At 59.7% G+C, this 13,111-nt stretch carries 12 protein-coding genes and 3 tRNA genes; 8 read left to right on the top strand and 7 right to left on the bottom strand.

What is annotated here, in order from left to right; genetic code table 11:
* Positions 1-133: 133 nt before the first annotated feature.
* Complete coding sequence (locus E2F43_RS09425; protein WP_238946884.1) at positions 134-727, top strand: TetR/AcrR family transcriptional regulator; 594 nt, start codon at positions 134-136, stop codon at positions 725-727.
* A gap of 81 nt (positions 728-808) precedes the next feature.
* On the opposite strand, the gene E2F43_RS09420 is transcribed toward E2F43_RS09425, so the two are convergent.
* The 3 genes from E2F43_RS09420 to E2F43_RS09410 all read right to left on the bottom strand — a co-directional run bounded on the left by E2F43_RS09420 (position 809) and on the right by E2F43_RS09410 (position 1,116).
* A tRNA-Arg gene (locus tag E2F43_RS09420) sits at positions 809-885 on the bottom strand.
* A gap of 29 nt (positions 886-914) precedes the next feature.
* A tRNA-His gene (locus E2F43_RS09415) sits at positions 915-990 on the bottom strand.
* Between the two features lie 49 nt (positions 991-1,039).
* Positions 1,040-1,116: transfer RNA gene (locus tag E2F43_RS09410), tRNA-Pro, on the bottom strand.
* A gap of 268 nt (positions 1,117-1,384) precedes the next feature.
* On the opposite strand from E2F43_RS09410, the gene folD reads away from it, so the two are divergent.
* Positions 1,385-2,230 carry a bifunctional methylenetetrahydrofolate dehydrogenase/methenyltetrahydrofolate cyclohydrolase FolD gene (gene folD / locus E2F43_RS09405; protein ID WP_133211978.1) on the top strand — a complete coding sequence of 282 codons (846 nt, stop codon included), beginning with the start codon at positions 1,385-1,387 and terminating at the stop codon, positions 2,228-2,230.
* A gap of 486 nt (positions 2,231-2,716) precedes the next feature.
* Here folD and cysS read toward each other — a convergent pair whose 3' ends face one another.
* Both cysS and E2F43_RS09395 read right to left on the bottom strand, forming a co-directional pair.
* Complete coding sequence (gene cysS, locus E2F43_RS09400) at positions 2,717-4,093, bottom strand: cysteine--tRNA ligase (protein WP_133211976.1); 1,377 nt, start codon at positions 4,091-4,093, stop codon at positions 2,717-2,719.
* A gap of 108 nt (positions 4,094-4,201) precedes the next feature.
* The gene (locus E2F43_RS09395; RefSeq protein WP_133211974.1) at positions 4,202-5,860 is read right to left on the bottom strand and encodes a glutamine--tRNA ligase/YqeY domain fusion protein; all 1,659 of its coding nucleotides are present in this window, start codon (positions 5,858-5,860) and stop codon (positions 4,202-4,204) included.
* A 193-nt stretch (positions 5,861-6,053) separates the two neighbouring features.
* Between E2F43_RS09395 and E2F43_RS09390 the strand changes: the two genes are divergently transcribed.
* Together E2F43_RS09390 and E2F43_RS09385 are read left to right on the top strand one after the other, a co-directional pair.
* Complete coding sequence (locus E2F43_RS09390; RefSeq protein WP_133211972.1) at positions 6,054-6,551, top strand: peptidylprolyl isomerase; 498 nt, start codon at positions 6,054-6,056, stop codon at positions 6,549-6,551.
* A complete protein-coding gene (locus E2F43_RS09385; RefSeq protein ID WP_133211970.1) occupies positions 6,552-7,268 on the top strand; it encodes a UDP-2,3-diacylglucosamine diphosphatase in 717 nt (238 codons plus the stop codon).
* Between the two features lie 37 nt (positions 7,269-7,305).
* Here the strand turns inward: E2F43_RS09385 and E2F43_RS09380 are convergent, their stop codons facing one another.
* Both E2F43_RS09380 and E2F43_RS09375 read right to left on the bottom strand, forming a co-directional pair.
* Positions 7,306-7,920 carry a MiaE family protein gene (locus E2F43_RS09380; RefSeq protein ID WP_133211968.1) on the bottom strand — a complete coding sequence of 205 codons (615 nt, stop codon included), beginning with the start codon at positions 7,918-7,920 and terminating at the stop codon, positions 7,306-7,308.
* Positions 7,917-8,387, bottom strand: coding sequence for a DUF1289 domain-containing protein (locus E2F43_RS09375; protein ID WP_133211967.1), 471 nt, complete (start codon positions 8,385-8,387; stop codon positions 7,917-7,919). Before E2F43_RS09375 ends, E2F43_RS09380 begins: the two co-directional genes overlap by 4 nt.
* A 184-nt stretch (positions 8,388-8,571) precedes the next feature.
* On the opposite strand from E2F43_RS09375, the gene acnB reads away from it, so the two are divergent.
* The 4 genes from acnB to E2F43_RS09355 all read left to right on the top strand — a co-directional run bounded on the left by acnB (position 8,572) and on the right by E2F43_RS09355 (position 13,110).
* Complete coding sequence (gene acnB, locus E2F43_RS09370; RefSeq protein WP_133211965.1) at positions 8,572-11,187, top strand: bifunctional aconitate hydratase 2/2-methylisocitrate dehydratase; 2,616 nt, start codon at positions 8,572-8,574, stop codon at positions 11,185-11,187.
* A 259-nt stretch (positions 11,188-11,446) separates the two neighbouring features.
* Positions 11,447-12,145: a glutathione S-transferase family protein gene (locus tag E2F43_RS09365; protein ID WP_133211963.1), complete on the top strand. Its 699-nt coding sequence runs from the start codon at positions 11,447-11,449 to the stop codon at positions 12,143-12,145.
* 80 nt (positions 12,146-12,225) lie between these two features.
* Positions 12,226-12,444, top strand: coding sequence for an amphi-Trp domain-containing protein (locus E2F43_RS09360; RefSeq protein WP_238946829.1), 219 nt, complete (start codon positions 12,226-12,228; stop codon positions 12,442-12,444).
* A gap of 126 nt (positions 12,445-12,570) precedes the next feature.
* A complete protein-coding gene (locus tag E2F43_RS09355) occupies positions 12,571-13,110 on the top strand; it encodes a PepSY domain-containing protein (RefSeq protein ID WP_133211961.1) in 540 nt (179 codons plus the stop codon).
* Position 13,111 lies beyond the last annotated feature (1 nt).

The raw sequence follows: 13,111 nt of genomic DNA, 5'->3' as shown, positions 1-13,111 counted from the left end.
CCGCTTGTCTATCTTTTTGATATATATGATGATTTGTTACGCATTCTGGCGACAATGAGACGCTCCTTACATTCCCATGGTTAAGCCCGATCTCCCGCAGCCGCGAAAACGGCCCAAGCAATCCCGTTCCGTGATGCTGGTTTCCGCCATTCAACAGGCCTGCCTGAAAATACTCGAGGACGAAGGCGCCGGGGAACTGACTACCCAGCGTATCGCTGACGTGGCGGGCATTAACATCGCCTCGTTCTATCAGTATTTCCCCAACAAGGAAGCGGTACTCGCGGACGTCTTCCAGCAGCAAATCCAGCAGTACCAGGACACGGCGATAAAACGCTTTGGCGAGATCGATCGGCTTTCACGGGTATCACTGGAAGACACGCTGGCGGCAATCGTCGACATGGAGGTCGAGCAACGGCTCATGCTTCACCGCATGGACCCGGCGTTCTACAAGGCCTATCAACACAGTTTTGACATCCACCGGCAGATTAACGAAATGCAGATTTCACAAAGTTACCCCGGATGGGATGAATGGCTGTGTGAATTACTGGAACGACACCGGGAGCGATTGAGGGGAAGTGACATCAAGCGCCTCAGCCGCATCGCCTCCCACACCTTGTCGGGTGTATTACTATCGGCAAGTTCAGATGAACCGGAGCTGCTGGCGCAGGAGAGTTTCAGGAAGGAGCTGGTCAACCTGTTGCTGCGTTATCTTTGCGTGGACAGCTAACGCACAGTGACGCCGCCGACATAATGCCTTATGTCCTGTGTGATCTGTAAAGGATGTCTCCGGTACAGACCCGGATGAAAATGGCGGGGGTAGAAGGATTCGAACCCTCGACCCACGGCTTAGAAGGCCGTTGCTCTATCCAACTGAGCTATACCCCCGGGGAAGGCTCGACCTGTCGTCGAGAAGATGGGGTGGCCGACGGGTCTCGAACCCGCCACCTCCGGAGCCACAATCCGGTGCTCTACCTGATGAGCTACGGCCACCATCGCTGGTCCTGATTCAATCATTCGACTTTCCGTGTGGCTGGAAAGTTGGTCGGGGTAGAGAGATTCGAACTCCCGACATCCTGCTCCCAAAGCAGGCGCGCTACCAGACTGCGCTATACCCCGACGATTCCCACAGTGGCGCTAGACGGCCCCTGATTTCAGGAGCGCGCATGATACTCACCCGCCGGTTGGGCGTCAACGCTCATTATAGGATTGGCGGGCGTTTTTTACACCCCATGGCGGGCGCCCAATGCCTGTTGGATCGGGCCCTGGAGGCGAACGGTTACTTGCAGACATCAGCTGCCCGGCGGGGTGAGATGGCTTTCACTGACGCCTCCCTTCTGGGACAATGGCGCGCTTGTTCAATCCTCCGATCGAAAGGAACACGTTGATGTCTGCACAGGTACTTGATGGTAAGTCGCTCGCTGCCCAGACCGAGTCCGAATTACTGGCGCGGGTGGAAAAACTGAAACAGAAGTCCGGTGGCAAAACCCCGATTCTCGCCACCATCCTGGTGGGCGATGATCCCGCATCCGCGACCTACGTCAAAATGAAGGGAAATGCCTGCCGCCGGGTGGGCATGGACTCACTCGCCGTGGAGATGCCCTCCTCGACCACCACCGAAGAACTGCTGGCGAAAATTGATGAGCTCAACAGCAATCCGGATGTCCACGGTATTTTGCTGCAACATCCCGTGCCCCCGCAGGTCGATGAGCGCGCCTGCTTTGACGCCATCGCCCTCGAGAAGGATGTCGACGGCGTGACCTGCCTCGGTTTCGGTCGCATGGCCATGGGCGAGGACGCCTACGGCTGCGCCACGCCCCAGGGCATCATGCGCATGCTGGATCACTACGGGGTGGAGATCGAAGGCAAGCACGCGGTGGTGGTTGGCCGCTCGCCCATCCTCGGCAAACCCATGGCCATGATGTTGCTGCAGAAAAATGCCACGGTGACCATCTGCCATTCCCGCACCCGGGATCTGCCGGCACTGGTTGCGCAGGCAGACATCCTGGTCGGGGCGGTCGGCAAACCCGAGTTCATCAAGGCGGACTGGGTCAAGGAAGGGGCCGTGGTGGTCGATGCGGGTTACCACCCCGGGGGGGTTGGTGACATTGAACTGTCTGCCCTGACCGAAAAGGCCTCGGCTTACACGCCGGTCCCCGGTGGTGTGGGCCCGATGACGATCAACACCCTGATCTACCAGAGTGTCGAGTCCGGAGAGAAGAGCCTGGGCTAAGCCCGGGGCACGTTCGCAAGGGTTTTCCGGGCGCCAGGCCTTGTGTCTGGCAACATCCCCACCCTGGCTGTTTTACGCACCAGGTCCTCGCTGACGAACCTGGCCGTCATTCCCGCAGACTAACCTGGCCGTCATCCCCGCAGACTAACCTGACCGTCATCCCCGCAGACTAACCTGACCGTCATCCCCGCAGACTAACCTGACCGTCATCCCCGCGCAGGCGGGGATCCAGTGTAATTGCTGATGTCACTGGATTCCCGCCTGCGCGGGAATGACGACTATGAGCCGGGAAGCGGGATCCCCCGCCCGCGCGGGAATGACGACTATCAGCCGGGAAGCGGGATCCCCCGCCTGCGCGGGAATGACGACTATCAGTCGGGAAGCGGGATCCCCCGCCTGCGCGGGAATGACGACTATGAGCCGGGAAGCGGGATTCCCGCCCGCGCGGGGCTGACGATTATGAGCCGGTATTGAACCGGCAGCTCTCTATGCCCGCTTCCACTTGGTTCCCTCCCGGGAATCCTCCAGCACCACTCCCTGGGCCAGCAGGTCCTGACGAATCTGGTCGGCGCGGGCGTAGTCCTTGTCGGCCTTGGCAGCGGCGCGCGCCTGGATCAATGCCTCAATCTCCCCGGCGGAGATGGCCTCGTCAGAGCCCGCATCCTGCAGCCACTCCTCCGGATCCTGGCCGAGAATACCCAGCAGATTGCCGGCGGCAATCATCCTCGCCTTGAGTGCGGGTTTGTCGTCGTCCGTGGCCTTGTTGAGTTGCTTGGCCAGAGCGTGAACCTCGGCAATCGCCACCGGCGTATTGAGATCGTCGTTCAGGGCCTGGTAGAAGGCCTCATCGGCAAGCGGTACTTCCATATCCAGTTCGATGTCCTCCACCTCCCGCAGCGTGCCGTACAGGCTGTCCAGGGTAGACTGGGCCTGGTCCAGCAATTCAGCGGAGAAGTTGAGCGGCGAGCGATAGTGGGCGGACAGCAGCGCAAAGCGCAATACCTCGCCCCGGTAGCTCTTGAGCAGGTCGCGCACGGTGCGGAAGTTACCCAGCGACTTGGACATCTTTTCGCCGTCGATATCCAGGTAGGCGTTGTGCATCCAGTAGCGCACATAGTCGCCACCATGGGCGCAGCGGCTCTGGGCGATTTCATTCTCATGGTGGGGAAAGATCAGGTCGCGGCCGCCACCGTGAATATCGATAGTCTCGCCCAGGTGGGCGCGAATCATGGCGGAGCACTCCAGATGCCAGCCGGGACGGCCGCGACCCCAGGGGCTGTCCCAGCCCGGATCGGCGTCGTCCGCCGGCTTCCACAGCACAAAATCCCCCGGGTGGCGCTTGTAGTCCGCCACCTCGACCCGCGCTCCCGCCAGCATGTCGTCCAGTGAGCGACCAGACAGCTTGCCGTAGTCCTCCATGGACTCCACCGCAAACAGCACATGGCCCTGGGATTCATAGGCGTGGCCTTTTTCTATCAGGGTACGCGTCAACTCGATCATGGCGTCGATGTTGTGGGTGGCGTGGGGCTCCAGGGTGGGCGGCAGCGCGTTGAGAGCCGCCATGTCTTCACGGTACTTGGCGGTGTACTCCCCGGTCACCGATTCGATGCTGCGATCACCCTCCTTTGCCGCAGCGATGATCTTGTCGTCCACGTCGGTGATATTGCGGGCGTAGATCACCTTGCTGTAATGGGTCTGCAGCAGGCGGAACAGGGTATCGAACACGACCACCGGACGGGCGTTGCCGATATGGGCCAGGTTGTAGACCGTGGGGCCGCAGACATACATGGTGACGGTGTCAGGCACCAGGGGCTCGAACAGCTCTTTGTCGCCGCTCATGGTGTTGTAGATTTTTAATGGCATTGCTTCTGTCCCCGGGGGTATCTGGGTTCCCGCCTGCAAGTTGAATTGCGCTGCAAGCGCAAGAGAAGGCACCCTGGAGTGCGCGGGAATGCCGTGGGTCGATTACGCTCAGTCATTCCAGGTATCGCGCAGGCCAATGGTTTTGTTAAACACCGGCTTGTCGGCACTGTGGTCGAACCGGTCCGCCACGAAGTAGCCCTCGCGCTCGAACTGGAAGCCCTGCTCGGGCTGGGCATTGACCAGCGAAGGTTCAACCCAGGCGCCCTCGACAACCCGCAGTGACTCGGGATTCAGGTGATCCATGAAGTCACCTTCCGCACGGTCCGGCGACTCATGGCTGAACAGCCGGTCATAGAGCCGCACTTCCGCCTGCTTGCCGTGGCTGGCGGACACCCACTGGATCACGCCCTTGGGCTTGATGCCGTCCTCCGGATTTTCGCCAATGGTATTGGCAATGGTGTGGGCATGCACCTCGACAACATTGCCGTCGGCATCCTTGATCACCTCGTCCGCCTCGATCACGTAGGCGTTACGCAAGCGCACCCGCTTGCCCAGCACCAGCCGCTTGTACTTCTTGTTGGCTTCCTCGCGGAAGTCGTCGGCGTCGATATAAATCTCCCGGGTGAAGGGCAACAGGCGCTCACCCAATTCTTCCCGGGAGGGGTGGTGAGGGGCGGTCAACTCTTCCAGTTTATCTTCCGGATAATCTGTCAGCACCAGCTTCAACGGATTGATCACCGCCATGGCACGGGGCGCATTCTCGTTGAGGTCCTCGCGAATGGCAAACTCCAGCATGGCCACGTCGACCACGCCGTCGGAACGGGTAGTGCCGATCATGTCACAGAACTTACGAATGGCGGCCGGGGTATAGCCGCGTCGACGCATCCCGGACACAGTGGGCATGCGCGGATCATCCCAGCCAGCGACAACGCCCCCATCTACCAGCATTTTCAGCTTGCGCTTGCTGGTAATGGTGAAACTGGGATTGAGGCGACCGAACTCATACTGGCGCGGACGGCTCTGCACCGGCAGGTTGTCGATAAACCAGTCGTACAGGGGTCTGTGGTCCTCAAACTCCAGGGTGCAGATCGAGTGAGTCACACCCTCAATCGCATCTTCCTGGCCGTGGGCAAAGTCGTAGGTCGGATATATCACCCAGTCCGTGCCGGTCTGGTGATGCGCGACCTTGCGAATGCGATAGAGAATCGGGTCGCGCATGTTCATATTCGGTGAGGCCATATCGATTTTGGCCCGCAGTACCTTCTCGCCCTCACCGAACTCCCCGGCTTTCATCCGCCCCAACAGGTCCAGGTTTTCCTCCACACTGCGCTCCCGGTAGGGGCTGTTCCGCCCCGGCTCGGTCAGGGTGCCGCGATATTCACGCGCCTGCTCGGCATTGAGATCACAGACGTAGGCCTGCCCCTGCTCTACCAGGTACACAGCCCAGTCATACAGCTGCTGGAAATAGGCGGAGGCAAAGCGCACCTCCCCGTCCCATTGATAGCCCAACCAGCGCACATCCGCCTGGATGGATTCGATAAATTCCTGGCTCTCTTTCTCGGGATTGGTGTCGTCAAAGCGCAGGTTGCAGCGCCCACCATTGGCCTCGGCAAGCCCGAAATTGACACTGATCGACTTGGCATGGCCGATATGCAGGTAGCCGTTGGGCTCCGGCGGGAACCGGGTGACGACCTCCGTCACCCGGCCGCTGGCCAGGTCATCACTGATAATAGTCTGCAAAAAGTTGCTGGCAGGGGTTGTTTCCATAAATCCTACAGGGCCTGAGTGGGCAAAAGGCGCGTATTATAGCCGCGAACCGGGGATGCTTTAAGCAAATTGCTATTGTCTTTGTGAATCAGCCCGCAAATGTCCCACTGATTGGCGCTAATGTTGTTTTCCTGCGCGGTAAAAGTCCGTATTATTGCCGACCCGCTAGACAAAGACCCACAGGGACGAACATATGGTTATCATTCGCACCACTTTCGGTGACATCAAACTGGAACTGGATGCTGAAAAAGCGCCCAAGACCGTGGAAAACTTCCTCAATTACGCCCGCGACGGCTTTTATGACGGCACCATCTTCCACCGCGTCATCGACAATTTCATGATCCAGGGCGGTGGCTTCGACACCGACATGCAGCAAAAACCCACTGGCGAGCCCGTCGAGAACGAGGCTGACAATGGCCTCAAGAACGATTTCGGCACCATTGCCATGGCCCGCACCATGGACCCGCACTCGGCCACTGCCCAGTTCTTCATCAACGTGAAGGACAACGATTTCCTCAATCACTCGGGCAAGAACATGCAGGGCTGGGGCTATACCGTCTTTGGCAAGGTCATCGAGGGCTCCGAGGTGCTGGACAAGATCCGCGCCGTACCCACCGGCTCCTCCGGCGGCCACCAGGATGTTCCCACCGATCCCGTGATCATCGAGACCGTGGAAGTCGTCGCCGACTAAGTGTCCCGCACCCTCTTCATCTCGGACCTTCATCTGGATCCTGCCAGGCCTGCGGTCACCGCGGCCCTGGCGAACTTCCTGCACCAGAACAGCGATTGCGATGCACTGTACATCCTCGGGGATATCTTCGAGGCCTGGGTAGGCGACGACGATGATTCGCCGCTGGCCCGCGAGATCGCCGACCTGTTCCGGGGGTTTACCGCCGCCGGACCCGCACTGTACCTGATGGTCGGCAACCGCGACTTCCTGCTGGGAGAGGATTTCTGCGCCTCCGTGGGCGCCACCCTGCTACCGGACCCGACTCCGATCAACCTCTATGGCCGACCGACCCTGTTGCTGCACGGGGACAGCCTGTGCACCGGCGATGCCGAATACATGAAATTTCGCGCCATGGTCCGCAGCCCCCTATGGCAGGCGGAGTTAATGGCCAGCCCGTTGGCGGAGCGCCGCGCCCTGGCCGCCCGGTTGCGCGCGGCCAGCAAGGTCGCCAGCTCCAACAAGGCCGAGGACATCATGGACGTGACCCCCTCTGAGGTGGATCGGGTGATGCTCGAGGCGGATGTCATCCTGATGATTCACGGCCACACCCACCGCCCGGGACGACACCAGGTCGCCAATGGTGAACGCCTGGTCCTCGGTGACTGGGACACCAGGGGTTGGTACATCGAGGCCACTTCAAGCAGTTTAGAGCTTATTGATTTTGTTATAAATCAATAGGTTGTAGTTTTATATTTAAGCAAAATCGACGCCTGGATCACTGCGGCACCCCGCTGTGAAAACGAAACTCCAGGTCCGGTGATTCGATCAGTTGCCGTTCCAGCGCCAGGAATACCGGCAGCCGCTGCTCCACCTCCTCTGCCGATCCCACCTCCCTGGCCAGCTTGAGATAGTCGGCAAAGTGCCGCGACTCGGATTTCAGCAGCGAACGGTAAAATCCTGCCAGTTCCTCATCGAGCGCAGGGGCAATACAGGCGAACCGCTCGCAGGAACGGGCCTCGATGATAGCGCCAACGATCAGAGTGTCGATCAGCTTGCCGGGCTCGTGGGTACGCACCGGCTTGCGCAATTCTCCCGCATAACGGGCGGCGGCAATCTGCGGATAAGGCACGCCGCGCCGGTGCATAATGGCAATCACCTGCTCGAAATGGCGCAATTCCTCCCGCGCCAGGCGTGAAAGTCTGTTGAGCAGCGTGTGATGCTCCACGTAGCGATACATCAGGTTAAGTGCCGTGGATGCAGCCTTCTTTTCGCAATTGGCGTGATCGACCAGCAAAATATCGGGGTTTTCCAACGCCCAATCCACCCATGCCCCGGGCGTCGGGCAGTGGAGGAAATCCAGTATCGGCCCGATATCGACGTTGTTACTCATTCGGTGGTCCCGGCAAACAGGTCTGGCACGGCAATGTAGCGATCATAATGGGCCTGCGAAAGCACCAGGTACTCGGCATCGATCTGTTCGCGCAGTTCGACCAGGGAAAGCTGGCGATAATGCAAGTCGACCTCAAAGCCGAAGTCGCGGGTGCTGTCTATCTGCCCTGCCCCGGCCTTGAGCAGGCTGAATACCCAACAGTACTCGTCGTGATGTTCCTCATGGCGCACGTTCTGCACCTGCAACTGCCACCTGAGGAGGGATTTGTCGGTAATGCGCAGCTTGTTTGCCACGCACTGGGACAAAAACCCCGCCAGCCGGTCATCGATAACACGCTTCTGCTCCGGGCTGTAGCTGTTCCAGTGAATCACCTCGTGACTGAAGCGTTTACAGCCGCGACACACGGTGTCGCCGATGCCGGTGGAGCAGACGCCAATACAGGGGGTTTTAACGGAACAGTCTAACATCTGGAGCGTATTCGGGGCCGAGCACGCGAGTGTAGATTATCACCTCGGTGAATGCACGATATAGGGTGCAATTCATTTATCTTATTTGCGCCGTGGGCTATAATTTCCGCCGATTTTTCTCCACAGGAACCGCTGGCGCCACCCCTTGCCAGTGGCACACCTCAGACGCTAAAGGAGCTCTACCGTGCTAGAAGCATATCGTGAACACGTGGCCGAACGGGCCGCCATGGACATTCCCCCAAAACCCCTCAATGCCGAACAGGTTGCGGGACTGGTAGAGCTGCTGAAGAACCCTCCGGCGGGGGAAGCAGAGTACCTCCTGGACCTCATTACCAACCGCGTTCCCCCGGGTGTTGACGAAGCGGCCTACGTGAAAGCGAGCTTCCTGTCCGCCGTGGCCAAGGGCGAAGTGGAGTGCCCGCTGATCGACCCGCTGGCGGCCGTCAAGCTGCTGGGCAACATGCACGGCGGTTATAACATCGAGACCCTGGTGGCCCTGCTGGCAGACGCCGACCTGGGCGCCCAGGCGGCAGAAGAACTCAAGCACACCCTGCTGATGTTCGACGCCTTCCACGATGTCGACGAGCTGGCCAAGGCCGGTAACGAGAACGCGAAGGCGGTTATGCAGTCCTGGGCCGACGGTGAGTGGTTCACCAGCCAGGACGAGGTACCCGAGTCCATCAAGGTCACCGTATTCAAGGTGACTGGCGAAACCAATACCGACGACCTCTCTCCCGCCCCTGATGCATGGTCCCGTCCCGACATTCCCCTGCACGCGCTGGCGGCCTACAAGATGACCCGCGACGGGCTGGAGCCGGAAGAACACGGGGTTAAAGGCCCCATGAAGCAGATCAAGGATATCCAGGACAAGGGCCTGCCGGTCGCCTTCGTTGGCGACGTGGTTGGCACGGGTTCCTCGCGCAAGTCCGCCACCAACTCGGTGTTGTGGTTCTTCGGCGACGACATTCCCGGCGTCCCCAACAAACGTGGCGGTGGTATTTGCATCGGCGGCAAGGTTGCACCCATCTTCTACAACACCATGGAAGACGCAGGCGCACTGGTGTTCGAGGCACCGGTTGACGACCTGAATATGGGCGACATTATCGAAATTCGTCCCTACGAGGGCAAAATCCTCAACGAGGCGGGTGAGGTCATCTCCGAGTTCGAACTGAAATCCGATGTCCTGCTGGACGAAGTGCGCGCCGGCGGGCGCATCAACCTGATCATTGGCCGGGGCCTGACCACCCGAGCCCGCGAGGCACTGGGCCTGCCCGAATCGGAGCTGTTCCGCAAGCCGGAACAGCCGACGGACAGCGGCAAGGGCTTCTCCCTGGCGCAGAAAATGGTCGGCCGCGCCTGTGGCACCGAAGGCATCCGCCCCGGCACCTACTGCGAGCCCCGGATGACGACCGTCGGCTCCCAGGACACTACCGGCCCCATGACCCGTGACGAGCTGAAGGACCTGGCCTGCCTGGGCTTCTCGGCTGACCTGACCATGCAGTCTTTCTGTCACACGGCGGCCTACCCCAAGCCCGTGGATATCGACACCCAGCACACCCTGCCCGACTTCATTATGACCCGCGGCGGCGTTTCCCTGCGCCCCGGCGACGGCATCATCCACAGCTGGCTGAACCGCATGTTGCTGCCCGACACCGTGGGCACCGGCGGCGACTCCCACACCCGTTTCCCGATGGGCATCTCCTTCCCGGCAGGTTCCGGCCTGGTGGCCTTCGCCGCTGCCACCGGCGTCATGCCCCTGGACATGCCGGAATCCGTACTGGTGCGCTTCAAGGGCGAAATGCAGCCCGGCATCACCCTGCGTGACCTGGTACACGCCATTCCTTACTACGCGATTCAGGAAGGCCTGTTGACCGTGGAGAAAAAAGGCAAGAAGAATATTTTCTCCGGCCGTATCCTCGAGATCGAAGGCCTGGACACCCTGACCGTCGAGCAGGCCTTTGAGCTATCCGACGCCTCCGCCGAACGCTCCGCAGCCGGCTGTACCATCAAGCTGCCGGAAGATGCCATTGCCGAGTACCTGCGCTCCAATATCGTACTGCTGCGCAGCATGATCGCCGAGGGCTATGGCGATTCGCGGACCCTGGAGCGCCGCGCCCGGAAGATGGAAGAGTGGCTGGAAAATCCTGAACTGCTGGAAGCCGACGCCGATGCTGAATATGCGGCTGTCATCGAGATCGACCTGGCCCAGGTCAACGAACCCATCGTTTGCTGCCCCAACGACCCCGACGACGCCAAGCTGCTCTCCGATGTCGCCGGCGACACTGTGGACGAAGTCTTTATCGGTTCCTGCATGACCAACATCGGCCACTTCCGCGCCGCGGGCAAACTGCTCGAGCAGCACAAGGGCGGCCTCTCAACCCGCCTGTGGATATCGCCGCCGACCCGGATGGACGAGCACCTGCTCATGGAAGAAGGCTATTACAACATCTTTGGCGCCGCCGGTGCCCGTACCGAGATGCCCGGGTGCTCATTGTGCATGGGGAACCAGGCGCGCGTGGCGGCCAATTCCACCGTACTCTCGACCTCCACCCGCAACTTCCCCAACCGCCTCGGCGACGGGGCCAACGTGTACCTGACCAGCGCGGAACTGGCTGCCGTCGGCGCCATTCTGGGTAAGCTGCCCACTCCGGAGGAGTACCTCGAGTACGCCCAGAACCTGGACTCCATGTCCGACGAGATCTACCGCTACCTCAACTTCGACCAGATCGCCGAATTCCAGGCCAAATCTGATGAAGGTGCGCGTATTGCCGCGGTTGAGATCCAGGAACTCAGTGCCTGATCGACTGCCTGAGTGACTAACCCGGAAAACCCCGCACCAGCGGGGTTTTTTGTGCCTGTCACATTCGGGTAACGTTGACCTGTGGCCTGGCCAACACCCCATAATTGCTGTGGCCGGCACAGATCCAGGCCATTGAAGACTATTGAAAAAGTGCTGGTTTAGTGCAGACTGAGTCACCCTATCGGCCGGTTTTTTCACAGACATCGCGACTCAATAGCACCGGCCCTTGATAACAGGCGACCTGCCAGGATGACGGCTCATGAAGATCAAGAACCTCAAACTCTATCATTTCCCCGCCACACGCAGCGCCAGGGTGCGCTGGGCCCTGCATGAAACCGTGGGTGATGATTTTGAAGTACAAAAAGTAGAGCTGTACGGCGGTGAACAATACCGCGAGGAGTACCTGCAAAAGAACCCGAACCACAATGTGCCCATGCTTGAAATCCTGTTGGAGGATGGTTCTGTCCATCGCATGCTGGAAAGCGTGGCCATGGTGGACTGGCTGGTAGACGCATTCCCGGAAAAACAACTCTCGCCGCCGACCGGACTGTCCCTTGAGCGCGCGGATTATTTACAGATGCTGCACTTTGGCGGCACCTGGATGGACATGATGCTGTGGCAGGTTCGTATACACGAACACGTGCTGCCTTCCGATCAATCCGATGCCCGGACCATCGACCGGTACCGGCATAAATTTGTCGCGGAAGTGGAACCTCAGCTCATGGCAAGGCTGGAACATACCCCCTTCATCTGCGGGGAGACATTTTCCGGCGCGGATATCGTTATCGGTCATAACGTTACCTGGGCCCGGGGATACGGGCTCTGCGAGCATGAGATTTTCCGCGACTATCTTTCCAGGATTTCAAAACGACCCGCATTCGCCAAGGCCTTTGCAGATGCCGCCAGCTTCTCTCCCGAAGTACCGGGCAGGGACCGGGCGACGACGTTCTCCGGCTGAGCGGGTGGCGGCGCCGGATAGCACCCTGAACGGGCCAGCAGCCCGGTCAGACAGAAACGACAAACGAAAGAGAATGAGCTATGGACCTGATTGAAATTTCCGAGAAACGCACCATGAAACGGGAGGAAGCCGCAAAGCTGCTGCACGACCTGGCTGATTCCCTGGCACGCCACAACGCCCTGGACTTCGACCGGGACGGCACCCGACTCAATGTCAGGGTCCCCGATACCGTCACGGTGGAACTGGAGCTGGAGATAGAGAGCGACGAATCCAGTATCGAGATCGAAATCAGCTGGTAATCGAACGGCCCGCCGGGGCGTCGCGGGTGAGGCCACTACTGTCCTCGCGAAACAACAATTCGGCAATGAATATGAAACAAGTTCCGGGTAGAATCTCGTCTTTCAAATTCTACCCGGAGCCCCTTCATGGACCGCAGACTACTCATCAAGATTCACATGTACCTGGCCGCCTTCTTCACCCCAGCGGTATTACTGATTGCGATCTCGGGAGGTCTCTATCTGGTGGGGGTGAAAGGCCAGGTAGAGGAACAGATCCTGTACAGCAAGGCCGGGGCTGTCATTGATAGCGAGTCCAGCTCTCTGCAGGCAGACGTGGATGCACTGTTGCGCGAGGCGGGCGTCGAATCCCCGGACTACGAATATGTGAAGGTGAGCGGCAATCGCCTGTATACCCGGCCGACGTCCTCTGACCACTATGTTATTGAATCAACCGCAGCCGGGCTGGCCGTGATCCAGGCGAGCCCCAGCCTGCAGAAGCGGATGATTGAGCTCCACAAGGGGCACGGGCCTACCGTATTCAAGACATTTCAAAAAGTATTTGCAGTCGGGCTACTGTTTATCATGATCAGCGGACTCTGGCTGGGCATTGGCAATGCGCGACTGCGCCGCCCGGTACTGCTGACCGCGACGTCCGGTGCCGCTGTTTTTGCCCTGTTACTGATCTGAG

This window comes from Seongchinamella unica (assembly GCF_004354085.1).
GTDB classification, from domain to species: Bacteria; Pseudomonadota; Gammaproteobacteria; order Pseudomonadales; family Halieaceae; genus Halioglobus; species Halioglobus unicus.
Note: the sequence above shows the minus strand (reverse complement) of the source record. Positions and strands in the feature narration are given on the sequence as shown.